This is a genomic window from Streptomyces sp. NPDC091377 (assembly GCF_044757045.1).
In the GTDB taxonomy this organism is placed as follows: Bacteria; Actinomycetota; Actinomycetes; order Streptomycetales; family Streptomycetaceae; genus Streptomyces.
The window spans coordinates 245,015-267,197 of the sequence record NZ_JBIVUE010000012.1 but is presented as its reverse complement, the minus strand read 5'-3'; the positions used below and the strand labels follow the sequence as shown (position 1 = coordinate 267,197).

At 70.7% G+C, this 22,183-nt stretch carries 20 protein-coding genes and 1 tRNA gene; 12 read left to right on the top strand and 9 right to left on the bottom strand.

Going from position 1 to position 22,183, the window contains the following annotated elements; translation table 11 throughout:
- Positions 1 to 89: 89 nt before the first annotated feature.
- The 5 genes from acs (at position 90) to ACIQNG_RS25865 (ending at position 5,727) form a co-directional block, all read left to right on the top strand.
- On the top strand, positions 90 to 2,045 hold the full coding sequence (gene acs / locus ACIQNG_RS25885) for an acetate--CoA ligase (protein ID WP_401488187.1): 1,956 nt from the start codon (positions 90 to 92) through the stop codon (positions 2,043 to 2,045).
- 352 nt (positions 2,046 to 2,397) lie between these two features.
- On the top strand, positions 2,398 to 3,804 hold the full coding sequence (nhaA, locus tag ACIQNG_RS25880; protein ID WP_401434090.1) for a Na+/H+ antiporter NhaA: 1,407 nt from the start codon (positions 2,398 to 2,400) through the stop codon (positions 3,802 to 3,804).
- 99 nt (positions 3,805 to 3,903) lie between these two features.
- Positions 3,904 to 4,392, top strand: a complete 489-nt coding sequence (locus ACIQNG_RS25875; RefSeq protein ID WP_401488184.1) for a phage holin family protein — start codon at positions 3,904 to 3,906, stop codon at positions 4,390 to 4,392.
- Positions 4,389 to 5,339 carry an alpha/beta fold hydrolase gene (locus ACIQNG_RS25870; protein WP_401433920.1) on the top strand — a complete coding sequence of 317 codons (951 nt, stop codon included), beginning with the start codon at positions 4,389 to 4,391 and terminating at the stop codon, positions 5,337 to 5,339. The genes ACIQNG_RS25875 and ACIQNG_RS25870 overlap by 4 nt, the downstream gene beginning before the upstream one ends.
- Positions 5,340 to 5,547: 208 nt before the next feature.
- On the top strand, positions 5,548 to 5,727 hold the full coding sequence (locus ACIQNG_RS25865; RefSeq protein ID WP_401433923.1) for a hypothetical protein: 180 nt from the start codon (positions 5,548 to 5,550) through the stop codon (positions 5,725 to 5,727).
- Positions 5,728 to 5,735: 8 nt separating this feature from the next.
- On the opposite strand, the gene ACIQNG_RS25860 is transcribed toward ACIQNG_RS25865, so the two are convergent.
- The 3 genes from ACIQNG_RS25860 to nth all read right to left on the bottom strand — a co-directional run bounded on the left by ACIQNG_RS25860 (position 5,736) and on the right by nth (position 8,862).
- Positions 5,736 to 6,935, bottom strand: a complete 1,200-nt coding sequence (locus ACIQNG_RS25860; protein ID WP_401433926.1) for a MarP family serine protease — start codon at positions 6,933 to 6,935, stop codon at positions 5,736 to 5,738.
- Positions 6,936 to 7,095: 160 nt separating this feature from the next.
- On the bottom strand, positions 7,096 to 7,791 hold the full coding sequence (locus tag ACIQNG_RS25855) for an NUDIX hydrolase (protein WP_401433929.1): 696 nt from the start codon (positions 7,789 to 7,791) through the stop codon (positions 7,096 to 7,098).
- A gap of 78 nt (positions 7,792 to 7,869) precedes the next feature.
- Complete coding sequence (gene nth / locus ACIQNG_RS25850; protein ID WP_401488180.1) at positions 7,870 to 8,862, bottom strand: endonuclease III; 993 nt, start codon at positions 8,860 to 8,862, stop codon at positions 7,870 to 7,872.
- A 342-nt stretch (positions 8,863 to 9,204) separates the two neighbouring features.
- Here nth and ACIQNG_RS25845 point away from each other — a divergent pair, with 342 nt between their 5' ends.
- Positions 9,205 to 9,879 carry a Crp/Fnr family transcriptional regulator gene (locus ACIQNG_RS25845; protein ID WP_029382547.1) on the top strand — a complete coding sequence of 225 codons (675 nt, stop codon included), beginning with the start codon at positions 9,205 to 9,207 and terminating at the stop codon, positions 9,877 to 9,879.
- Positions 9,880 to 10,029: 150 nt separating this feature from the next.
- Here ACIQNG_RS25845 and ACIQNG_RS25840 read toward each other — a convergent pair whose 3' ends face one another.
- From ACIQNG_RS25840 to ACIQNG_RS25825, 4 genes are all read right to left on the bottom strand, one after another.
- Positions 10,030 to 10,866: an MBL fold metallo-hydrolase gene (locus ACIQNG_RS25840; RefSeq protein WP_401488178.1), complete on the bottom strand. Its 837-nt coding sequence runs from the start codon at positions 10,864 to 10,866 to the stop codon at positions 10,030 to 10,032.
- A complete protein-coding gene (locus ACIQNG_RS25835; protein WP_401488176.1) occupies positions 10,863 to 11,888 on the bottom strand; it encodes an NUDIX hydrolase in 1,026 nt (341 codons plus the stop codon). The genes ACIQNG_RS25840 and ACIQNG_RS25835 overlap by 4 nt, the downstream gene beginning before the upstream one ends.
- A gap of 90 nt (positions 11,889 to 11,978) precedes the next feature.
- Positions 11,979 to 12,446: a RidA family protein gene (locus ACIQNG_RS25830; protein WP_401488174.1), complete on the bottom strand. Its 468-nt coding sequence runs from the start codon at positions 12,444 to 12,446 to the stop codon at positions 11,979 to 11,981.
- Positions 12,443 to 12,601 (bottom strand): DUF4177 domain-containing protein, encoded by a 159-nt coding sequence (locus ACIQNG_RS25825; RefSeq protein WP_009189813.1) that lies wholly within the window; start codon positions 12,599 to 12,601, stop codon positions 12,443 to 12,445. Before ACIQNG_RS25825 ends, ACIQNG_RS25830 begins: the two co-directional genes overlap by 4 nt.
- Positions 12,602 to 12,742: 141 nt before the next feature.
- On the opposite strand from ACIQNG_RS25825, the gene ACIQNG_RS25820 reads away from it, so the two are divergent.
- Positions 12,743 to 13,720: an ArsA family ATPase gene (locus ACIQNG_RS25820; protein ID WP_401488172.1), complete on the top strand. Its 978-nt coding sequence runs from the start codon at positions 12,743 to 12,745 to the stop codon at positions 13,718 to 13,720.
- A gap of 86 nt (positions 13,721 to 13,806) precedes the next feature.
- Positions 13,807 to 15,378, top strand: a complete 1,572-nt coding sequence (locus tag ACIQNG_RS25815) for an ArsA family ATPase (RefSeq protein ID WP_401488231.1) — start codon at positions 13,807 to 13,809, stop codon at positions 15,376 to 15,378.
- 433 nt (positions 15,379 to 15,811) lie between these two features.
- On the opposite strand, the gene wblA is transcribed toward ACIQNG_RS25815, so the two are convergent.
- A complete protein-coding gene (wblA, locus tag ACIQNG_RS25810) occupies positions 15,812 to 16,150 on the bottom strand; it encodes a transcriptional regulator WblA (protein ID WP_365315478.1) in 339 nt (112 codons plus the stop codon).
- Between the two features lie 407 nt (positions 16,151 to 16,557).
- On the opposite strand from wblA, the gene ACIQNG_RS25805 reads away from it, so the two are divergent.
- On the top strand, positions 16,558 to 18,888 hold the full coding sequence (locus ACIQNG_RS25805) for a transglycosylase domain-containing protein (protein ID WP_401488170.1): 2,331 nt from the start codon (positions 16,558 to 16,560) through the stop codon (positions 18,886 to 18,888).
- A 233-nt stretch (positions 18,889 to 19,121) separates the two neighbouring features.
- Here the strand turns inward: ACIQNG_RS25805 and ACIQNG_RS25800 are convergent, their stop codons facing one another.
- The gene (locus ACIQNG_RS25800; protein ID WP_401433947.1) at positions 19,122 to 19,586 is read right to left on the bottom strand and encodes a GatB/YqeY domain-containing protein; all 465 of its coding nucleotides are present in this window, start codon (positions 19,584 to 19,586) and stop codon (positions 19,122 to 19,124) included.
- 262 nt (positions 19,587 to 19,848) lie between these two features.
- On the opposite strand from ACIQNG_RS25800, the gene ACIQNG_RS25795 reads away from it, so the two are divergent.
- The 3 genes from ACIQNG_RS25795 (at position 19,849) to ACIQNG_RS25785 (ending at position 21,777) form a co-directional block, all read left to right on the top strand.
- Positions 19,849 to 20,775, top strand: coding sequence for a metallophosphoesterase (locus ACIQNG_RS25795; RefSeq protein ID WP_401488168.1), 927 nt, complete (start codon positions 19,849 to 19,851; stop codon positions 20,773 to 20,775).
- A gap of 124 nt (positions 20,776 to 20,899) precedes the next feature.
- Positions 20,900 to 21,670 (top strand): Pr6Pr family membrane protein, encoded by a 771-nt coding sequence (locus ACIQNG_RS25790; RefSeq protein WP_401488165.1) that lies wholly within the window; start codon positions 20,900 to 20,902, stop codon positions 21,668 to 21,670.
- Positions 21,671 to 21,703: 33 nt separating this feature from the next.
- Positions 21,704 to 21,777, top strand: a tRNA-Pro gene (locus ACIQNG_RS25785).
- Positions 21,778 to 22,183: the final 406 nt, after the last annotated feature.

Here is a 22,183-nt window from a genome sequence, read left to right as displayed (position 1 = left end):
CAATTGGCCGTCGACCCTTGTCATCGGCCCCCCGGGTCTGGTGAGCTGTGGCTTGGGACACAACGGACACCCTTGGAAAGGGAGATGTCGTGAGCAACGAAAGCCTGGCCAACCTGCTCAAGGAAGAACGCAGGTTCGCACCCCCCGCCGACCTGGCCGCGAACGCCAACGTCACGGCGGAGGCGTATGAACAGGCCAAGGCTGACAGGCTCGGCTTCTGGGCCGAGCAGGCCCGTCGGCTGACCTGGGCCGAAGAGCCGACCGAGACGCTGGACTGGTCGAATCCGCCGTTCGCCAAGTGGTTCAAGGACGGCACGCTCAACGTGGCGTACAACTGCGTGGACCGGCATGTCGAGGCGGGGCTGGGCGACCGGGTCGCCATCCACTTCGAGGGCGAGCCGGGCGACAGCCGGGCGATCACCTACGCCCAGCTCAAGGACGAGGTGTCGAAGGCGGCCAACGCGCTGCTGGAACTCGGAGTCGCCAAGGGCGACCGGGTCGCGATCTACATGCCGATGATCCCCGAGACGGCCGTCGCAATGCTCGCGTGCGCCCGGGTCGGCGCCGCGCACTCCGTGGTCTTCGGCGGTTTCTCGTCGGACGCGCTCGCGACCCGTATCCAGGACGCGGACGCCAAGGTCGTCATCACCGCCGACGGCGGCTACCGCCGGGGCAAGCCCTCCGCGCTCAAGCCGGCCGTCGACGAGGCCGTGGTCAAGGCGGGCAATGTCGAGCACGTGCTGGTGGTCCGCCGTACCGGGCAGGACGTCGACTGGTTCGACGAGCGGGACGTGTGGTGGCAGGACCTGGTGGACCGTCAGCCGACCGAGCACACCCCCGAGGCGTTCGAGGCCGAGCACCCGCTGTTCATCCTCTACACCTCCGGTACGACGGGGAAGCCCAAGGGCATCCTGCACACCTCCGGCGGCTACCTGACGCAGACGTCGTACACCCACCACGCGGTCTTCGACCTCAAGCCGGAGACCGATGTCTACTGGTGCACGGCGGACGTCGGCTGGGTCACCGGGCACTCCTACATCGTCTACGGGCCGCTCGCCAACGGCGCGACCCAGGTGATGTACGAGGGCACGCCGGACACCCCGCACCAGGGGCGGTTCTGGGAGATCGTGCAGAAGTACCGGGTCTCGATCCTCTACACCGCGCCGACGGCGATCCGTACGTTCATGAAGTGGGGCGACGACATCCCCGCGAAGTTCGACCTCAGCAGCCTGCGGGTGCTCGGGTCGGTCGGTGAGCCGATCAACCCCGAGGCGTGGATCTGGTACCGCAAGCACATCGGCGCCGACCGGACGCCGGTCGTGGACACCTGGTGGCAGACCGAGACCGGCGCCATGATGATCTCCCCGCTGCCGGGCGTCACCGACGCCAAGCCGGGCTCCGCGCAGCGTCCGCTGCCGGGCATCTCGGCGACCGTCGTGGACGACGAGGCGCGGGAGGTGCCCGACGGCGGGGGCGGCTATCTGGTGCTGACCGAGCCGTGGCCGTCGATGCTGCGCACCATCTGGGGCGACGACCAGCGGTTCCTCGACACCTACTGGTCGCGTTTCGAGGGCAAGTACTTCGCCGGTGACGGCGCCAAGAAGGACGACGACGGCGACATCTGGCTGCTGGGCCGGGTGGACGACGTGATGCTGGTGTCCGGGCACAACATCTCCACCACCGAGGTGGAGTCGGCGCTCGTCTCGCACCCCTCGGTCGCCGAGGCGGCGGTCGTCGGCGCCAAGGACGAGACGACGGGTCAGGCGATCGTCGCCTTCGTCATCCTGCGCGGCTCGGCCTCCGAGGACGAGGGGCTGGTCAACGAACTGCGCAACCACGTCGGGACCACGCTCGGCCCGATCGCCAAGCCCAAGCGGATCCTGCCGGTGGCCGAACTGCCCAAGACCCGCTCCGGCAAGATCATGCGCCGGCTGCTGCGCGATGTGGCGGAGAACCGGCAGATCGGCGATGTCACCACCCTCGCCGACTCCACGGTCATGAACCTCATCCAGGCACAGCTCCCCGCGGCACCGAGCGAGGACTGAGCGAGGACTGAGCGAGGACAGACCCGACCGCGGCGAAACTCGCCGGTCACCGTAAGGGGCACCCCACCCGGGGTGCCCCTTTTCCCTTCGGCCCGGTGATCGCGTACGGTTAAAATAAGAACCGCGTCAACAACGCGACAAGATCACGTACAGAACACGTACAGAGCACGTACAAGAGCACGTGCAGAGATCGACAAAGGTGCGCCGGGAAGTCTGGTCGGCATAGGTCCCGTGCTGTCCACCGACCGGAGGTCTCACCGTGTCCGCGCCCGATCGCCGCAACGAAAACCCCCCGGAGAACCCCGGAGGCTCGGGGAACCCCGAGAACACGGGGAACGCCGGCACCCGCAAGGTGCTGGGTCGGCTGTCGCTGCCCGAGCGGACCTTCGTCGCGGACGCCCTGCGCACCGAGACCGTCGGCGGCGTCCTCCTTCTGATCGCCGCGATCACGGCCCTGATCTGGGCGAACGTACCGGCACTCCAGAACAGCTACACCTCGGTCTCCGACTTCCACATCGGCCCCTCGGCCCTCGGCCTGGACCTCTCCCTCGCCCACTGGGCCGCCGACGGCCTCCTCGCGATCTTCTTCTTCGTGGCCGGGATCGAACTGAAGCGCGAACTGGTCGCCGGTGATCTGCGCGACCCGAAGGCCGCCGTCCTGCCCGTGGTCGCCGCCCTGTGCGGAATGGCCGTACCCGCCCTCGTCTACTTCTTCACCAACCTCGCGGGCGACGGTTCGCTCTCCGGCTGGGCCGTGCCCACCGCCACCGACATCGCCTTCGCACTGGCCGTGCTCGCCGTCATCGGGACATCGCTGCCCAGCGCCCTGCGCGCGTTCCTGCTGACCCTCGCCGTCGTCGACGACCTGTTCGCCATCCTGATCATCGCGGTCTTCTTCACCGACCGGCTGAACTTCGCGGCCCTCGCCGGCGCCGTCATCGGCCTGGTCGTCTTCTGGCTGCTGCTGCGCAAGGGCGTACGCGGCTGGTACCTCTACGTCCCGCTCGCCCTGGTGATCTGGGGGCTGATGTACAACAGCGGCATCCACGCCACCATCGCGGGCGTCGCCATGGGGCTGATGCTGCGCTGCACCACCCGCGACGACGAGGAGCACTCCCCCGGCGAACATATCGAGCACCTCGTACGACCGCTCTCGGCGGGCTTCGCCGTACCGCTGTTCGCCCTGTTCAGCGCGGGTGTGGCGGTGTCCGGCGGCGCCCTGCGCGAGGTCTTCACCCAGCCCGAGACACTCGGTGTCGTCCTCGGTCTGGTGGTCGGCAAGACGATCGGCATCTTCGGCGGCACCTGGCTCACCGCCCGCTTCACCCGCGCCTCCCTCAGCGACGACCTCGCCTGGGGGGACGTCTTCGCGGTCGCCTCCCTCGCCGGGATCGGCTTCACCGTCTCACTGCTGATCGGCGAACTCGCCTTCGAGGGCGACGCCGCCATGACCGGCGAGATCAAGGCCGCGGTCCTGACCGGCTCGCTCATAGCCGCCGTCCTCGCCACGATCCTGCTGAAGATACGGAACGCCAAGTACCGTCGGATGTGGGAGGACGAGGAGCGCGACGACGACCTCGACGGCATCCCCGACATCTACGAGGAGCACGACCCGGCGTACCACCTGCGGATGGCCGAGATCTACGAGCGCAAGGCCGCCGAGCACCGCCGGATCGCCGAGGAACGTGCCGCCGCCGCGCGCCACGCGGTTGCGGAAGTGCCGGGCGGGGCAGGCGAGAAGAACGACGGTCCGGCATGATCTGACGAGACGGTACAAAAGAGCGGGACCGTATGCGGCCGTATCAGCAGATCTCGGCACCCGCAGAACGGCCCGTACGCACACGAGGGAGACACCGCGATGAGCGCACCCGACGGCAGCCCGGTCGGCGCGGAACGCAGCATCGGCCAGCTGTTCGCCTCGGCGACCACCGATATGTCGGCGCTGGTGCACGACGAGATCGCGCTGGCGAAGGCGCAGCTCAAGCAGGATGTGAAGCGCGGTGCGCTCAGTGGTGGCGCGTTCAGCGCGGCCGGGGTGCTGCTGCTCTTCTCGCTGCCCATGCTGAACTTCGCCCTGGCGTACGGCATCCACACCTGGAGCCGCTGGAACCTCGCGATCTGCTTCGTGCTGTCCTTCGCCGCGAACGTGCTCGTCGCCGCGCTCCTCGCGCTGATCGGCCTGTACTTCGCGAAGAAGGCCAAGAAGGGCAAGGGCCCGCAGAAGGTCGCCGCGTCGGTGAAGGAGACCGCGGGCGTGCTCCAGAACGCCAAGCCGCACCCGCGGCCCGAGCTGCCGCAGGACCGGGTGCCCGAGGCCATCGAGGTCGGGGCGCGCACGTCGTCATGACCGACCCCGCCACTCCTTCGGCGCATCCCGCCTCGGCCGTACGCGTCGATCTGCCCGGCGGCCGGGCGGTGACCCACCGCGATGTCGCCGCCAACGGCGCGCGCTTCCACATCGCCGAGGTGGGCGAGGGGCCGCTGGTCATGCTCGTGCACGGCTTCCCCGAGTTCTGGTGGGCCTGGCGCCATCAGCTCGCCGACCTGGCCGACGCCGGGTTCCGGGCCGTCGCCATGGACCTGCGCGGCGTCGGCGGCAGCGACCGCACCCCGCGCGGCTACGACCCCGCGAACCTCGCCCTCGACATCACCGGGGTGATCCGCTCGCTCGGTGAGCCCGACGCCGCGCTGGTCGGCCATGACCTGGGCGGCTATCTGGCGTGGACCGCCGCGGTGATGCGCCCCAAGCTGGTACGACGGCTGGTGGTCTCCTCGATGCCGCACCCCCGGCGCTGGCGCTCGGCGATGCTTTCCGACGTCAGACAGTCCGCCGCGGGCTCCTACATCTGGGGGTTCCAGCGGCCCTGGATCCCCGAACGCCGGCTCGTCGCCGACGAGGGCGCGCTGGTGGGCCGGCTGATCCGGGACTGGTCCGGGCCGCGGCTGCCGGACGACGAGACGGTGGAGACGTACCGGCGCGCGATGTGCATCCCGTCGACCGCGCACTGCTCGGTCGAGCCGTACCGCTGGCTGGTGCGGTCGCTGGCCCGGCCCGACGGCATCCAGTTCTACCGGCGGATGAAGCGGCCGGTGCGGGTGCCGACGCTGCATCTGCACGGCTCGCTGGACCCGGTGATGCGGACCCGCAGCGCGGCGGGGTCCGGGGAGTACGTCGAAGCGCCGTACCGCTGGCGGCTGTTCGACGGGCTCGGGCACTTCCCGCACGAGGAGGATCCGGCGGCGTTCTCGGGCGAGCTGGTGAACTGGCTGCGGGACCCCGAGCCCGATCGCTGACGGCGGGTCACCCGAGGCCCCTGAGGTCCCGCGTGTGCGGTTCGGCCGTCTGGCCGAATGACCGGTGACCCCGCTCGGTGAGCGTGCCGGTGCGCCCGGTATCCGGAGCTGAACACCTGTACTACGAACCGCCACTTGCCCGGCGCATAGGCCAATTGAGAGGCCCGGGCGAGGTTATCGACCTTGGGCCGGGGGCAGACGTCCCGGTATGGGCTGGACGCACGATTACAGTGACGCCGCACGTGACCGCCGCTCGTCGGGCGGCCCGAGTTCCCACCCCCGGAGTGCGCCGCAACTCCAGGGCACGGACCCGAGGGTGGGCATTCCGCGCATTCTGCGGCGCCGGGCCCGCTGGGTCTCCGTACGCCTGCGCCACCCGCGTGGCTGACACCGCCCTCACAGGGCGCAGCTGTCGCTGCCCACCTGCTGGGTCGCCGCACGTCCCTTGGTGATGTCCTCGCGGATCTCGTCCACGGTGAGCGCGTAGCCGGTCTCGGCGTCGTCCAGGGACTTGGCGAAGACCACGCCGTAGACCTCACCCGTGGGGGTGAGGAGCGGGCCGCCGGAGTTGCCCTGGCGGACGGTCGCGTAGAGCGAGTACACATCGCGGTGGACCGTGCCGCGGTGGTAGATGTCCGGGCCGTTGGCCGGGATCCGCCCGCGCACCCGGGCCGCGCGCACGTCGTACGCCCCGTTCTCCGGGAACCCGGCGACGATCGCGTCGTCCCCGCTGGCGGCGTCGGTGGACGTGAACTTCAGGGCGGGCGCTTCGAGGTCGGGGACGTCGAGGACGGCGATGTCGCGCTTCCAGTCGTAGAGCACGACGGTGGCGTCGTAGCGCTTGCCCAGGCCGCCTATCTGGACGGTGGGTTCGTCCACCCCGCCCACGACATGCGCGTTGGTCATGACCCGGCGGTCGGCGAACACGAACCCGGTGCCCTCCAGCACCTTGCCGCAGCTCGGCGCCGTACCCATCACCTTGACGATGGAGCGCTTCGCGCGCGCGGCGACCTCGCTGCCGGCGAGCGCCGGGTCGGGCGGCTGGACATCGGTGATCGGCTCGTCCGAGAACGGGCTGAAGACCTGCGGGAAGCCGTTCTGCGCGAGGACGGAGGAGAAATCGGCGAACCAGGTGTCGGCCTGTCCGGGCAGCGCGCGGGAGACCCCGAGCAGCACCTTGGAGCCGCGCACCTCCTTGCCGAGGGTGGGCAGGGTGGTCCCGGCGAGCGCGGAGCCGATCAGCCAGGCCACCAGCAGCATCGCGACGACATTGACGAGCGCGCCGCCGGTCGCGTCCAGCGCGCGGGCCGGGGACCAGGTGATGTACCGGCGCAGCTTGTTGCCGAGATGGGTGGTCAGAGCCTGGCCGATCGACGCGCAGACGATGACGACGACCACGGCGACGACGGCCGCCGTGGTGCTCACCTCCGAGTTCTCGGTGAGTACGTCCCACAGGACGGGCAGCGCGTAGACGGCGACGAGACCGCCCCCCAGGAAGCCGATCACCGACAGGATGCCGACGACGAACCCCTGGCGGAAGCCGACGATCGCGAACCACACGGCAGCGACCAGCAACAGGATGTCCAGCACGTTCACCGTTTGGGGCCTCGCCTCGTCATTCTCCGGTCACGACGTCCGGTCACGGGGACCCCGTCACGGGCCACCGGGACCCCGCCGCGGGTGACCGGGACCGACGGCACCCAGCGGTACACGGTCACGGCTCCCCCCGACGGAACACAGCTCGGCGACCACCCTGTCATGACCGCCAGTCGAGCGGGACCTGCTTGTCCTGGTCCCACGGCCGCTCCCAGCCCGAGTAGTGGAGCAGTCGGTCGATGAGACCGGCCGTGAAGCCCCAGACGAGGGCCGAGTTGACCAGAAATGCCGGACCTGTGTGGCCCATGGGGTGGATGGCCATGGCCCGGTTCGCGGGGTCCGTGAGATCCGCCACGGGCACGGTGAAGACCCGGGCCGTCTCGTTCGGATCGACCACGCCGACCGGGGTCGGCTCGCGCCACCAGCCGAGGACCGGGCTGACGACGAAGCCGCTCACCGGGATGTAGAGCTTGGGCAGTACGCCGAAGAGCTGGACGCCGGAGGGGTCGAGGCCGGTCTCCTCCTCGGCCTCGCGCAGCGCCGCGCGCAGCGGGCCGTCGCCCTGCGGGTCGCCGTCCTCCGGGTCGAGGGAGCCGCCGGGGAACGCGGGCTGTCCGGCGTGCTCGCGCAGCGAGGTGGCCCGCTCCATCAGCAGCAGTTCGGGGCCGCTCGGGCCGTCGCCGAACAGGACCAGCACGGCCGACTGGCGTCCCTTGCCGTCGGCCGGGGGCAGGAAGCGGCTCAGCTGCGGTGGCCGGACCGTCTCCACGGCGTGCACCACCGGGTCCAGCCAGCCGGGCAGCCCCTCCGTGCTGACCGCCACCGGCCCGCCCTGCGTGTCACTCGTCCGCGTCATCGCCACCCCCTTCGTCCTGCCGTGTCCAACGCGCGAACCGCGCCAGATCGTTCCGGCGGCGGCCGGAGCGGTGACCGGTCATCCCGCCCCCAGGGGAGGCGCCGGCCTGCCGCCCGCGTCGAGGTAGGACTGCGGCGGGTTGAGCCGCTGGCCGGGGAAGCCGCCCTTCTCGTACTTCAGCAGCTTCCGGGCCTTCTCGGGGTCCGTCTCGCCCTCGCCGTACGCCGGGCAGAGCGGGGCGATGGGACAGGCGCCGCAGGCGGGCTTGCGGGCGTGGCAGATACGGCGGCCGTGGAAGATCACGTGGTGCGAGAGCATCGTCCACTCGCTCTTGGGGAAGAGCGCGCCGACGGCCGCCTCGATCTTGTCGGGGTCGGTCGCGTCGGTCCACTGCCAGCGCCGGACCAGCCGCTGGAAGTGGGTGTCCACGGTGATGCCGGGGCGGCCGAACGCGTTGCCGAGAACGACGAAGGCGGTCTTGCGGCCCACGCCGGGCAGTTTGACGAGGTCTTCGAGCCGCCCCGGCACCTCGCCGTCGAACCGCTCCACGAGGGCCTTCGACAGCCCTATCACCGACTTGGTCTTGGCCCGGAAGAAGCCGGTCGGGCGCAGGATCTCCTCGACCTCCTCCGGGTTGGCCGCGGCGAGGTCCTCGGGGGTCGGGTACCGGGCGAAGAGCGCGGGGGTCGTCTGATTGACCCGCAGGTCGGTCGTCTGGGCGGACAGGACCGTGGCCACGACGAGCTGGAAGGGGTTCTCGAAGTCCAGCTCGGGGTGGGCGTAGGGGTAGACCTCGGCGAGTTCGCGGTCGATGCGGCGGGCACGGCGGACGAGGGCCGTGCGGGACTCGGGCTTCCTGGGCTTGGCGGCGGGCTTCGCGGCGGGCCTGCCGTTGGCCTTCGCGGCGGCCTTCACGGCGGGCTTTCCGGCGGCCTTCGCGGCGGGCTTTCCAGCGGCCTTTCCGGCGGTCGCCTTCGACGCTGCCGTTGTGGTCTTCTTCGCTGCTGCCGTTGTGGCCTTCTTCGTGGCCTTCTTCACAGATGTCGCCGATTTCCCGGCAGTCCGCTCCACCACTTTCTCCGCTTTGTCTGCTTTCTTCCGTGCGGGCGCTCCACTCTCGGACCCCTGTTCGCCCACAGCGGAATCATGCTGTGCTGCCACTCGTCCAGCCCCCTCGGCCTGCGCTCTCACCGGCGATTTGGACACCCGGCCACCCTACGACCCGGCACTGACATCCGCCCCGGACCTGGAAGATCGGCCCCCAATTGGACCCCTGCCGCTTACCACGGGACACCAGTGCGGCATCCTTGTGACAGATCACACTGTTTGGACCGTCCGGCAAGATGGGGACCACGGACCCCTGATAGACGGGGGAGGAAAGCTTCCCTGAGCAGGTCGACAAGGAGAGAACTCGTGGACGACGTTCTGCGGCGCAATCCGCTCTTCGCGGCTCTTGACGACGAGCAGGCCGCTGAGCTGCGTGCCTCCATGAGTGAGGTGACCCTCGCGCGGGGTGACTCACTGTTCCACGAGGGAGACCCGGGAGACCGGCTGTACGTGGTCACCGAGGGCAAGGTGAAGCTGCACCGCACCTCCCCCGACGGCCGCGAGAACATGCTGGCCGTGGTCGGCCCCGGTGAGCTGATCGGCGAGCTGTCGCTGTTCGACCCGGGCCCGCGCACGGCGACCGCCACCGCACTGACCGAGGTCAAGCTGCTCGGCCTCGGCCACGGGGACCTCCAGCCCTGGCTGAACGCGCGTCCCGAGGTCGCCGCCGCGCTGCTGCGGGCCGTCGCGCGCCGGCTGCGCAAGACCAACGACGCCATGTCCGACCTGGTCTTCTCGGACGTCCCGGGCCGGGTCGCGCGCGCCCTGCTGGATCTGTCCCGCCGCTTCGGCGTGCAGTCCGAGGAGGGCATCCACGTCGTCCACGACCTCACGCAGGAGGAGCTGGCCCAGCTGGTCGGCGCGTCCCGCGAGACGGTCAACAAGGCCCTCGCCGACTTCGCCCAGCGCGGCTGGCTGCGCCTGGAGGCCCGCGCGGTGATCCTGCTGGACGTGGAGCGCCTGGCGAAGCGCTCGCGCTGACACCCGGCACCGACACCCGCCGGAGGCCCTGGAGAGGGCCCCCGGCTGCGGGGAGGGCCGCGGCGCTGTACGGCGGCGCTCGGATCAGTCCGGGATCAGTCCGGGATCGGCACAGGATCAGTCCGGGATCAGTCCGGGATCGGCACAGGATCAGTCCGGGATCAGTCCGCGCTCCCGCAGGTACTCCAGTTGTGCCCGTACCGACAGTTCGGCCGCGGGCCACAGGGAGCGGTCCACGTCGGCGTAGACGTGCGCCACGATCTCGGGGGCCGTGCGGTGGCCGTTCTCGACGGCCGTCTCGATCTGGGCCAGCCGGTGGGCCCGGTGGGCCAGATAGAACTCCACGGCCCCCTGCGCGTCCTCCAGGACCGGCCCGTGGCCCGGCAGGACGGTGTGGACGCCGTCGTCGACCGTGAGGGACCTCAGCCGCCGCAGGGAGTCCAGATAGTCGCCCAGGCGGCCGTCAGGGTGCGCCACGACCGTCGTACCGCGTCCCAGGACGGTGTCGCCCGTGAGGACGGCCCGGTCGGCCGGGATGTGGAAGCACAGCGAGTCGGCCGTGTGCCCCGGTGTCGGTACGACCCTCAGCTCCAGCCCTCCGACCCGCACCACGTCCCCCGCGCCCAGCCCCTCGTCACCGAGCCGCAGGGCCGGGTCCAGCGCGCGTACGTGGGTTCCGGTCAGCTCGGCGAAGCGGGCGGCGCCCTCGGCGTGGTCGGGGTGGCCGTGGGTGAGCAGGGTCAGCGCGACCCGCCGCCCGGCCCGCTCGGCGGTGGCGACCACCTGGCGCAGGTGGCCGTCGTCCAGCGGGCCGGGGTCGATCACCACGGCCAGGTCGGAATCGGGCTCGGCAACGATCCAGGTGTTGGTGCCGTCCAGGGTCATCGCGGACGGGTTGGGCGCGAGGATGTTGACCGCGCGCGCGGTCGCGGGCCCGGAGAGGGCTCCTCCGCGCGGCTGGCCGGGCAGGGCGCTGGCATCCGTCATGCGGGGCCTCCGGCGGCGGGGTTGTCGGCGGTGGGGTCTGCGGCGGTGAGGTCTGGGGCGGCGGGGTCTGAGGCGGCGGGACGCCCGGCAACGGCGTCGGTGGCGTCGGCGGCGGCAGGACACTCGGCCACGGCGTCTGCGTCTGCGGCGGCGGGAGCGGGAGCCCCGGCGCTCGGCACGTGCAGGGTGAACTCCTCGTGCCCGGGCCAGGACAGCACGATGCTCGTGCCCTCCAGACGGCCCTGGGCGAGGACGGGCGTGAGGTCCTGGCCCGGCGCCGCCGCGAGTGCCCGCGCGGCCGAGTCGTACGCCGTGAGCCCGCGCAGTGTCGCGATCGTGGGCGGCATCATCAGCAGGTCGCCCTTGTCGTACCCGGCGGCGGCCTCCTCGGGCCGGATCCACACCGTGCGGTCGGCCTCGGTGGAGGCGTTGCGGGTGCGCTGTCCGGCGGGCAGGGCGGCGACGAAGAACCAGGTGTCGTAGCGGCGGGACTCGAACTCGGGCGTGATCCAGCGCGCCCACGCGGCGAGCAGGTCGGAGCGCAGCACCAGGCCGCGCCGCTCCAGGAACTCGGCGAAGGACGTCTCGCGCGCGAGGACGGCCGCGCGATCGGTCTCCCAGTCCTCGCCGGTGGTGTCCCCGACGACCGACTCCGGGTCCGGCCCGGCCAGCAGGACGCCCGCCTCCTCGTACGTCTCGCGCACGGCGGCGCACACGATCGCCTGGGCGCGCCGCTCGTCCACGCCGAGCCGCTCGGCCCACTCCGCGCGCGTAGGGCCCGCCCAGCCGAGCCGGAGGTCGTCGTCGCGCGGGTCGACGCCGCCGCCGGGATACGCGTACGCGCCCCCGGCGAAGGCCATGGAGGCGCGTCTGCGCAGCATGTGGACGACGGGGCCGTCGGCGGTGTCCTTCAGGAGCATCACCGTGGCGGCCGACCTGGGGACGACCGGGGTGAGCCGGCCGTCCGTGAGGGCGCGGATGCGGTCCGGCCACTCCGGTGGATACCACTGCCCGTTAGCCATGGCCGGAGGCTATCCCGTAGGGGGCGGATGTTCGAGGGGCGTCGATCACCCGCGCACGGTTCGCGCAGGTGACAGGGGTCGGCCCGGCGTTCAGACCTCGGTCAGCTCGACCTGGACCTCGACCTCGACCGGCGCGTCCAGCGGCAGCACGGCCACACCGACGGCGCTGCGCGCGTGCACGCCCCGCTCGCCCAGGACCTCGCCGAGCAGCTCACTGGCCCCGTTGAGGACGGCGGGCTGCCCGGTGAAGTCGGACGCCGAGGCGACGAACCCGACGACCTTCACCACGCGCGCGACGCGGTCCAGATCACTGGCGACGGACTTGACCGCCGCCAGCGCGTTGAGCGCGCAGATGCGGGCCAGGTCCTTGGCCTCCTCGGGGGTGACCTCCGCGCCCACCTTGCCGGTGACCGGAAGCTTGCCGTCCACCATGGGCAGCTGGCCCGAGGTGTAGACGTACGGTCCGGTGCGCACGGCCGGCTGGTAGGCGGCCAGCGGCGGCACCACCTGCGGCAGGGTCAGGCCCAGCTCGGCGAGGCGGGCCTCGACCGCGCTCACGCCTGCTTCTCGCGCTTCAGGTAGGCCACGAGCTGCTCCGGGTTGGGGCCGGGCACGACCTGCACCAGCTCCCAGCCGTCCTCGCCCCAGGTGTCCAGGATCTGCTTCGTGGCATGGACGAGCAGCGGCACGGTTGCGTATTCCCACTTGGTCATGGGGCGACTGTATCCGCCCGGGACGGAGGCGTTTCAGCGGCCGTGTCCCGGCGCCGGGAACGGGAGCGCACCCCCGGGCCGGGCCGGAGTTATCCACAGGCTCCCGATTGCTCCGGGCGCGGACTGGTTACGCTCGAAGACGTGAGCAGGCTCCAGGTCGTCAGCGGCAAGGGCGGGACCGGAAAGACGACGGTCGCCGCCGCACTCGCGCTCGCCCTCGCGACGGAGGGCAAGCGCACCCTCCTCGTCGAGGTCGAGGGCCGGCAGGGCATCGCCCAGCTGTTCGAGACACAGGCATTGCCCTACGAGGAGCGGAAGATCGCGGTCGCGTCGGGCGGCGGTGAGGTCCACGCGCTGGCCATCGACCCCGAACTGGCCCTTCTGGAGTACCTCCAGATGTTCTACAAGATGGGCGGCGCCGGTCGCGCCCTGAAGAAGCTCGGCGCGATCGACTTCGCCACCACCATCGCCCCCGGCGTCCGGGACGTCCTGCTGACCGGCAAGGCGTGCGAGGCGGTCCGCCGCAAGGACCGTAGCGGCCGGTTCGTCTACGACCACGTCGTGATGGACGCCCCGCCCACGGGCCGCATCACCCGCTTCCTGAACGTGAACGACGAGGTGGCCGGTCTCGCCAAGATCGGCCCGATACACCATCAGGCGCAGGCCGTGATGCGGGTGCTGAAGTCGCCGCAGACCGCGGTGCACCTGGTGACGCTGCTGGAGGAGATGCCGGTCCAGGAGACCGCCGACGGCATCTCGGAGCTGCGCGCCGCGCGGCTGCCGGTGGGCCGGATCATCGTCAACATGGTCCGCCCGGAACTGCTGGACGCCGCCGACCTGGACCTCGTACGGACCACCGAGCGCTCGGCGCTGGCGCGGTCGCTGTCGGCGGCGGGACTCGGCGGGGCGCGGCGCGGGCAGCGCGCCGAGCGGCTGGTGGGGCCGCTGCTGGAGCAGGCCGAGGAGTACGCCGAGCGGCACGCGCTGGAGCAGGAGCAGCGGGCGACTCTGGGTGAGCTGGACCTTCCGTCCCACGAGCTGCCGTTGCTCGCCGAGGGAATGGACCTGGCGGGCCTGTACGGGCTCGCCTCCGAGCTGCGGAAGCAGGGGATCTCGTGACTTCGGACCCGGCCGCCTCGGCCACCCCGGGCGCCTCGGCCGCCTCGGCCGCCTCGGCCGCCTCGGCCGCCTCGGGCGCATCGGCTGTGTCGGCCCCGGACGGGGCCCGTCGGCTGGCGCCCGCGCGCGTGCTCGACGTCGATCCGCTGCTGGACGACCCGGGGACACGGATCGTGGTGTGCTGCGGTTCGGGCGGGGTCGGCAAGACCACCACGGCGGCGGCGCTGGGCCTGCGGGCGGCCGAGCGCGGCCGGAAGGTGGTCGTGCTCACCATCGACCCGGCCCGCAGGCTCGCCCAGTCGATGGGCATCGACTCGCTGGACAACACCCCGCGCCGGGTCAAGGGCGTGGAGGGCAGCGGTGAGCTGCACGCCATGATGCTGGACATGAAGCGCACGTTCGACGAGATCGTCGAGGCGCACGCGGATCCCGACCGGGCCTCCGCGATCCTGTCGAACCCCTTCTACCAGTCGCTCTCCGCGGGCTTCGCCGGCACGCAGGAGTACATGGCGATGGAGAAGCTGGGCCAGCTCCGCGCGCGGGACGAGTGGGACCTGATCGTGGTCGACACGCCGCCGTCGCGCTCCGCGCTGGACTTCCTGGACGCGCCGAAGCGGCTGGGCTCGTTCCTCGACGGCAAGCTGATCCGCGTCCTGCTGGCCCCGGCGAAGGTCGGCGGCCGGGCGGGGATGAAGTTCCTCAACGTGGGGATGTCGATGATGACCGGCGCGCTGGGGAAGGTGCTGGGGGGTCAGCTGCTGCGGGACGTCCAGACGTTCGTGGCGGCGATGGACTCCATGTTCGGCGGCTTCCGCACGCGCGCGGACGCCACGTACAAACTCCTCCAGGCGCCCGGCACGGCGTTTTTGGTGGTCGCGGCGCCGGAGCGGGACGCGCTGCGGGAAGCGGCGTACTTCGTGGAGCGGCTCGCCGCGGAGGCCATGCCGCTGGCCGGTCTGGTGCTCAACCGGGTCCACGGCAGCGGCGCCGACCGGCTGCCGGCCGAGCGGGCGCTCGCCGCCGCGGAAAATCTTGAGGAACCCCGCATTGTGGATCAGGGGGGCGGGAAAGCTGGACTTCGTAACTCTCCCGACTCCTACGGCAGTTCAGCACCGCCCGACCCCGAGGCCACCTCGCCCGACGCAGGCTCCCCCGCCGACCCGCCGGACGCGAAGAGGAAGGCCGAGCCGGTCTCCGACGGCGGCGTCAACGACCTGACGGTGGACCATCGGGCGGTCGACCACCGGGCGGTCGATGAACAGACGGCCGGGGAGCAGGCCGAGGACGACCGGGCTGCCGAGGACCTGGCGGCCGAGGGCCTGGCTGCGGAGGACCGGGCTGCGGACGACCGGGCTGCGGACGACCAGACGGCCCAGGACCGGGCGGTCGATCTGCTGACCGCCGGTCTGTTGCGGCTGCACGCCGAGCGGATGCATCTGCTCTCCCGCGAGCAGCGCACCCGCGACCGTTTCACCGCGCTGCACCCCGAGGTGGCCGTGGCCGAAGTGGCCGCGCTGCCCGGTGACGTCCATGACCTCGCGGGTCTACGGGACATCGGGGACCGGTTGTCCGGGAGGACGGGGCGGAATGGGCGGACGGCCGAGGCTCCTGACACGCCCGGTGGGGCGGGTACGGCAGGTACGGCCGAGGGCTCCTGACACGCGCGGGGCTGAAGCCCGTAGGACCGATATGCCTTGGAGCTGATGCCCGTAGGACTGACACGCGTAAGGCCGACACACGGGTGGGGCTGACCGGCGTAGAAGCGGCTTCGCTCGGCTGGACCAGCGCTCTTGGTCCAGCGTCGCTCGACCGACCACGACCACGACCACGACCATGACTACGACCGCGACCGCGACCGCACCGATGCGTGACACCGGCGGCACACGAACCCGGCAATGCACGACCACCACGGCGATGCACGAAACCGGCAATGCACGACCACCACGGCGGCACACGAAACCGGCGATGCACGGCCACGGCGTCAAGCACCTGGGTCGATGGCCACCCGGGGCGACGAGCGCCAGGGTTCTCGGACACCGGAGGTGCGGGGCACCGAGGGCGTCGAAGAAGTAGCGCGTGTCGCTGCGGAGGTCACCCCACCGCGGCGTAGTTCTCGTACACCTCGTCGTCGTCGAGGGGCACCAGCCCGACCCCCCGCTCGTACTCCGTGCGCGCGGTCTCCAAGAGCCGGCGCCATGAGGTCACGGTGGGCCGCCTGCGCAGCAAGGCGCGGCGCTCCCGCTCCGTCATCCCTCCCCACACGCCGAACTCGACGCGGTTGTCCAGCGCATCAGCCAGGCATTCCGTGCGTACCGGACATCCGGTGCACACCGCCTTGGCCCTGTTCTGCGCTGCTCCCTGAACGAACAGTTCATCCGGATCGGTAGTGCGGCAGGCCGCCTGCGCACTCCAGTCGGTTACCCAGCCCATACCGGCGCCGTCCTCTCCCGAATCGAGGCTCCCCCACGGCGGCAGCGGCATATTCACCGCCGCCAGTTGAGGACGTTACGGAAGGTGGGCACAGCGCAACACCCCCTTCGGGCCCAATCTTGAATGGCCCGAACGGACTATGCGTAAGCGGCAGATCACCCGGGGGAGTGAGCTGGCGACATGCGTGATCATCCCGGCAAACCGGGGCAGTTCCACTGAGTCACAACGGACGCCATATGACACACAAGGCGGTTTCGGACACGCCCCTCTCACATGGTCGGGAAACCTCCGGAACGATTCGGGGTCGCCGGACGTATTGATACGTAGCCCTACTGCTGTGACAGTTGAGAGCAGCTTAGGCCAAGGCATATACGCGTGTCCGGCGAATGAGAACGTAGGCTGCCCTCATGCCAAAGAACCGCTCGGGCGGTGGTCTGTCGCCGACCCAGCAGGCCGCCAAGTTCCTCGGTGTCAGTGTGCTCGCAGGTGCCGTCATGGCCGGGATCGCGCTGCCCGCCGTCGGCGCTCTCGGACTCGCGGCGAAGGGCTCGGTGGAGAGCTTCGACGAGCTTCCCGCCAACCTGAAGACCCCGCCGCTGAGCCAGCGCACCACCATCCTCGACGCCGACGGCGACCAGATCGCCACGGTCTACTCACGCGACCGCACGGTGGTCGACCTCAAGAGCATCTCGCCGTACATGCAGAAGGCGATCGTCGCGATCGAGGACGCCCGCTTCTACCAGCACGGCGCGGTGGACCTCAAGGGCGTGCTGCGCGCCCTGAACAAGAACGCGCAGAGCGGCGGTGTCGCCGAGGGCGCGTCCACGCTCACCCAGCAGTATGTGAAGAACGTCTTCGTGGAGGAGGCGGGCGACGACCCGACGAAGGTCGCGCAGGCCATCCAGCAGACCCTCGGCCGCAAGATCAAGGAGCTGAAGTACGCGATCCAGGTCGAGGAGGAGCTGGGCAAGAAGAAGATCCTTGAGAACTACCTGAACATCACGTTCTTCGGCCAGCAGGCGTACGGCGTCGAGGCCGCGGCCCAGCGCTACTTCTCCAAGTCGGCGAAGGACCTGAACCTCCAGGAGTCGGCGCTGCTCGCCGGCATCGTCCAGTCGCCGAGCCGGTACGACCCGGTCAACGACGAGGCGGAGGCCACCAAGCGCCGTAACACCGTGCTCCAGCGGATGGCCGAGACCGGTGACGTCTCCCAGGCCGAGGCCGACATGGCGATGCGGGAGCCGCTGGGCCTCAAGGTGAGCAGGCCGAAGAACGGCTGCATCACCGCGGTCAACGGCGCCGGCTTCTTCTGCGACTACGTCCGCGCGGTGTTCCTGAGCGATCCGACCTTCGGCAAGACGAAGGAGCAGCGGGCGAAGGTCTGGAACCAGGGCGGTCTGACCATCCGTACGACGCTCGACCCGACGGCCCAGGAGTCGGCGCAGGAGTCGATCAAGAAGCATGTGTACCAGAGCGACGAGGTGGCCACCGCCGCGACCATCGTCGAACCGGGCACCGGCAAGATCCTGGCGATGGGCCAGTCCCGGCCGTACGGCTTCGGGAAGAACGAGACGCAGATCAACCTCTCGGTCGACCAGGCGATGGGCGGCGGCGCGGGCTACCAGTCGGGCTCGACGTTCAAGCCGATCGTCGCCGCGGCGGCCATAGAGGGCGGCATGCCCGCGACGAAGTCGTACTCGTCGCCGTACGAGATGGACTACCCGAGCCCGGTCGCGCAGTGTGACGGCAAGACCTGGAGCGAGAAGGGTGTCCCGCTTGAGAACGAGAACGAGTCGGAGGTAGGCCCGTACGCCATGAAGGAGGCGACGGCGAAGTCCGTCAACACCTACTTCGTGCAGATGATCAGCGAGATCGGCACCTGCCCGGTGGTCGAGCTGTCCAAGAAGATGGGCGTCCAGCGGGCCGACGGCAAGCCGATGGAGCAGAGTCCGTCGATCGCCCTCGGCACCCAGGAGATGTCCCCGCTGACCATGGCGTCCGGCTACGCCGCCTTCGCCTCGCGCGGCATGTACTGCACGCCGGTCGCCATCGAGTCCATCAGCCAGCGCGTCGGCGAGCAGAGCAAGTCGCTGCCGGTCCCGAAGTCGACCTGCTCGCGCGCGATGTCCGAGACCACCGCCGACACCATCAACACGCTGCTGCGCGGTGTGGTCGAGGACGGTACGGGCACCCAGGCGGGGCTCGGCGGCCGGCCGAGCGCGGGCAAGACTGGTACGACGGACGAGCGGTACGCCGCCTGGTTCGTGGGCTACACGCCGAACATGGCCGGTGCCGTCTGGGTCGGCGACCCGGCGCACGACCGCCAGATGTCCGACATCACCATCGGCGGTGTCTGGCACGACAAGGTGTTCGGTGGCCAGGTCCCCGGTCCCATCTGGCGCGACATGATGTCCGGCGCCCTCACCGACAAGCCCGCCCCCGACTTCAACGTCATCAACATCCCGGACAGCAACGAGCGCGACCGGGAGGGCGACGAGGAGGACGGCGATACGGACGGCGGTGACAACGGCGGCAATGACGGCGGCGACAACGGCGGCACCGAGGACGGTGACAACGGCGACGGCGACGGCGGCTGGGGCAACGACAACGGCGGCTTCCTCGGCGGCCCGAACGGCGGCAACGACGGCAACCCCGTCCCCGACCCCACGTACTCGATCCCCGAGGGATGGATCCCGGGGAACGAGGGCAGTGGCGGCGACGGCGGGAACTGGCCGTGAGGGCAGGAAACGGCCGTGACAGCAGAACCGGCCGTGACCGGCTGACGGACTGACTGGTTGACGGACTGACTGGTTGACCGGTCGGCTAACCGGCTGACCGGTTGATCTGCTGGCTGGTCCACTGGCCGTGCATACGACGGATCGGGGGCACCCTCTTGGGAGGGTGCCCCCGATCCGTCGTGGCCCTGCTGTCCCGGTGGTACGGCCCTGCTGTTCCCGGTGGTGTGGCGGAGTCAGCCCGCGAGGTGCTTCTTCACCGCGGCGGCGACCCGGCCGCCCTCGGCCCGGCCGGCGACTTTGGGATTCACGATCTTCATGATCGCGCCCATCGCGCGCGGCCCCTCGGCCCCGGCGCTCCTGGCCTCCTCGACGGCTTCGGCGACGATCCCCTCCAGCTCCTCGTCGGAGAGCTGCTTGGGCAGGTAGTCGGCGAGGAGTTCGCCCTCGGCCTTCTCGCGCGCGGCCTGCTCGGCCCGGCCCCCCTGGGCGAAGGCTTCGGCGGCCTCGCGGCGCTTCTTGGCCTCACGGGTGATCACCTTGAGGACCTCGTCGTCGGAGAGCACCCGCTTCTCCTTGCCCGCGACCTCCTCCTTGGTGATCGCGGTGAGCGTCAGCCGGAGCGTCGAGGAGCGCAGCTCGTCGCGCTCCCTGATCGCGGCATTGAGGTCGTCCTGCAGCTTCGACTTGAGCGTGGTCATGGGGTCGATTGTCGCAGGTGCGGCGGAGGAGGCGCGGGGAATTCCGGCGGGGCGAGGGCGCAGGGGGCGCCGGGATGGCCGACCGGGCGGGCTGGCGGAGGCGCCGGGATGGCCGACCGGGCGGGCTGGCGGAGGCACCGGGATGGCCGACCGGGCGGGCGGAAGAGGCACCGGAGGTCCGGAGGGGGGCTGGCGGTGAGGTTCGGCCAGGGGGCCGCCGGCAGGGTTCGGCGATGGTGCGGGCTTCTGACACGATGGTCGTATGCGCGCTCGATATGGAGTACCCCTGGGAATCGTGGCGGCCGGCGCCGCCGGACTGGTCTACTCGGCGGGATTCGAGGTCCGCTCCTTCCGTCTTCGACGGGTGACGGTCCCGGTGCTGCCCGCCGGGATGCCTCCACTGCGCGTACTGCACGTCTCGGACATCCACATGGTCCGCGGTCAGCGCAAGAAGCAGCGCTGGCTGCGCACGCTGGCAGGGCTGCGCCCTGACTTCGTGATCAACACGGGGGACAATCTGTCCGACCCGGAGGGCGTGCCGGAGGTGCTGGACGCGCTGGGTCCGCTGATGGAGTTCCCGGGGGCGTACGTCTTCGGCTCGAACGACTACTACGGCCCCAAGCTGCGCAACCCCGCGCGCTATCTCTTCGAGAAGGCGCAGGGCAAGCACGGCCTGAACGGCAACGCGCCGGCCGTAGGGGCGATCCACAACCCCTGGCAGGATCTGCGGGACGGCTTCGACGAGGCGGGCTGGCTGAATCTGACGAACACGCGGGGTGTGCTGAAGGCCGCGGGGGTGTCGGTGGAGCTGACCGGTGTGGACGACCCGCACATCAGGCGCGACCGGTACGAGGAGGTGGCCGGGGGCCCCTCGGGCGCGGGCGATGTGGCGCTGGGCGTGGTGCACGCGCCGTACATCCGCAGCCTGGACGCCTTCACGGCGGACGGTTACCCCCTGGTCCTGGCCGGCCACACCCATGGCGGTCAGCTGTGCCTGCCCTTCTACGGCGCGTTCGTCACCAACTGCGACCTGGACACGGAGCGGGTGAAGGGCCTGTCCACGCACACGGCGGAGGGGCGGACGGCGTACATGCACGTATCGGCGGGCTGCGGGACGAACCGTTACACACCGGTACGGTTCGCTTGCCCACCGGAGGCGACGCTGTTGACGCTGGTGGCGGAGGACTGAGGGCGAGGGACGAGAGGCCGAGGGGCGAGGGACGAGGGGCACTGGTAGCGGCCAAGCCGCCCGGGGGTCCCTCACACGGCCCGCCCACCGCGCCCGATATGCCGGTTTTGCCTAGCGTGAGGGCATGACCGCCCCGATACCCAGGGACATACCGGACCTCCCCGCGGTCCCGGGCATACCCTCGCTCGCGCTTCCCCCCGTCCCCGCGGCGGCCGTGTGCGCACCGGCCCGACGCTCACCGACCGCGGCGTTCCGCGTACTGACCGCCCTCGCCGCGGCGACCGGCATCACGATCTGCCTGCTCCTGGCCGGCCCGGCGAAGTCCCTCAGCTCTTTCACGGTCCAGGCGAACATCCTGCTGGCGGCCACCATGCTGGCCTCGGCACGCAGGGCGTGGACGACCCGCGGCCCCCTGCCGGGCGCGGTGTCGGGCGCGGCGCTCCTCTACGTGGTGGCGGCGGCCTCGGTCCACCACTTCCTCCTGGCGGACGGGGCGAGCCCGCTGCGGACGGCACCGTCGGGTGGGGCGACAGCGGCGACCGTCCTCCTCCATACGATCACTCCTGCGGCGGCGATCCTGGACTGGCTCCTCCTGACACCCCCGAGCCGCCTCCGCCTCCGCCAAGCGGCGCCCTGGATGCTGTACCCCTTGGCCTACCTGGCCTTCACCCTGGCCCGCGGTGAGCTGCTCCTCCCCGGAGCCCCGGCCCGCTACCCCTACCCCTTCCTCGACATCGTCCAGCACGGCTACCGCGGCGTCCTGGGCAACGCCCTCCTCCTGGGCCTGGCCCTCTACGCCGCCGCCCTCCTCCTGATCGCCATCGATCACACCCGCCCGAACCCCGTCCGCCACCGCCCCAAAACCGGATTTCGTCTCCAGCCACCGGTGGGCTAAAGTAATCGTCGTCACCGCGACAAGCGGGGACATCGGGGTGTAGCGCAGCTTGGCAGCGCGCTTCGTTCGGGACGAAGAGGTCGTGGGTTCAAATCCCGCCACCCCGACAGCTGAGCAGGATCACAGGAGCCGTTTCCCCAGGTGGGAGGCGGCTCCTGCGTTTTCCTCAACCTCATCAGTCGTGGCTCCTCGTGGCTCTTCATGGGGCAGCGTGGGGGGTTCTGCCCCAGACCTGCCCCAGGAGTGCCCCACCCAGGGCCCCGCCTCACTCCGGTCGGCCGATCCGCCCCGGGACGTACCGCAGCCCCCGGCGAATCATGCGAGCCCGGCGTTCTTCCTCCTGGGTCAGTACGCAACTGCCGCACATGGTGAGGGGCACTTCCTTCCGGCCCGGATCGCCACCCCGCGTACTGACAGTCGTGACGAAACGATTCAGCGCCTTGCACATGAAGCAGTCACCGGTTTCCCACTCGTAGCGAGCAAGGATCGTGGGCGGGGCGAGACGGTAACTCT

Excerpts from the sequence above, each read along its gene's own strand:
- ACIQNG_RS25875 (WP_401488184.1), top strand. The coding sequence starts at position 3,904 with ATGAGCGCACCCGACGGCAGCCCGGTCGGCGCGGAACGCAGCATCGGC.
- ACIQNG_RS25870 (WP_401433920.1), top strand. The coding sequence starts at position 4,389 with ATGACCGACCCCGCCACTCCTTCGGCGCATCCCGCCTCGGCCGTACGC.
- ACIQNG_RS25865 (WP_401433923.1), top strand. The coding sequence starts at position 5,548 with ATGGGCTGGACGCACGATTACAGTGACGCCGCACGTGACCGCCGCTCG.
- ACIQNG_RS25855 (WP_401433929.1), bottom strand. The coding sequence starts at position 7,791 with ATGACGCGGACGAGTGACACGCAGGGCGGGCCGGTGGCGGTCAGCACG.
- ACIQNG_RS25840 (WP_401488178.1), bottom strand. The coding sequence starts at position 10,866 with ATGACGGATGCCAGCGCCCTGCCCGGCCAGCCGCGCGGAGGAGCCCTC.
- ACIQNG_RS25835 (WP_401488176.1), bottom strand. The coding sequence starts at position 11,888 with ATGGCTAACGGGCAGTGGTATCCACCGGAGTGGCCGGACCGCATCCGC.
- ACIQNG_RS25825 (WP_009189813.1), bottom strand. The coding sequence starts at position 12,601 with ATGACCAAGTGGGAATACGCAACCGTGCCGCTGCTCGTCCATGCCACG.
- wblA (WP_365315478.1), bottom strand. The coding sequence starts at position 16,150 with ATGGGCTGGGTAACCGACTGGAGTGCGCAGGCGGCCTGCCGCACTACC.
- ACIQNG_RS25805 (WP_401488170.1), top strand. The coding sequence starts at position 16,558 with ATGCCAAAGAACCGCTCGGGCGGTGGTCTGTCGCCGACCCAGCAGGCC.
- ACIQNG_RS25800 (WP_401433947.1), bottom strand. The coding sequence starts at position 19,586 with ATGACCACGCTCAAGTCGAAGCTGCAGGACGACCTCAATGCCGCGATC.
- ACIQNG_RS25795 (WP_401488168.1), top strand. The coding sequence starts at position 19,849 with ATGCGCGCTCGATATGGAGTACCCCTGGGAATCGTGGCGGCCGGCGCC.
- ACIQNG_RS25790 (WP_401488165.1), top strand. The coding sequence starts at position 20,900 with ATGACCGCCCCGATACCCAGGGACATACCGGACCTCCCCGCGGTCCCG.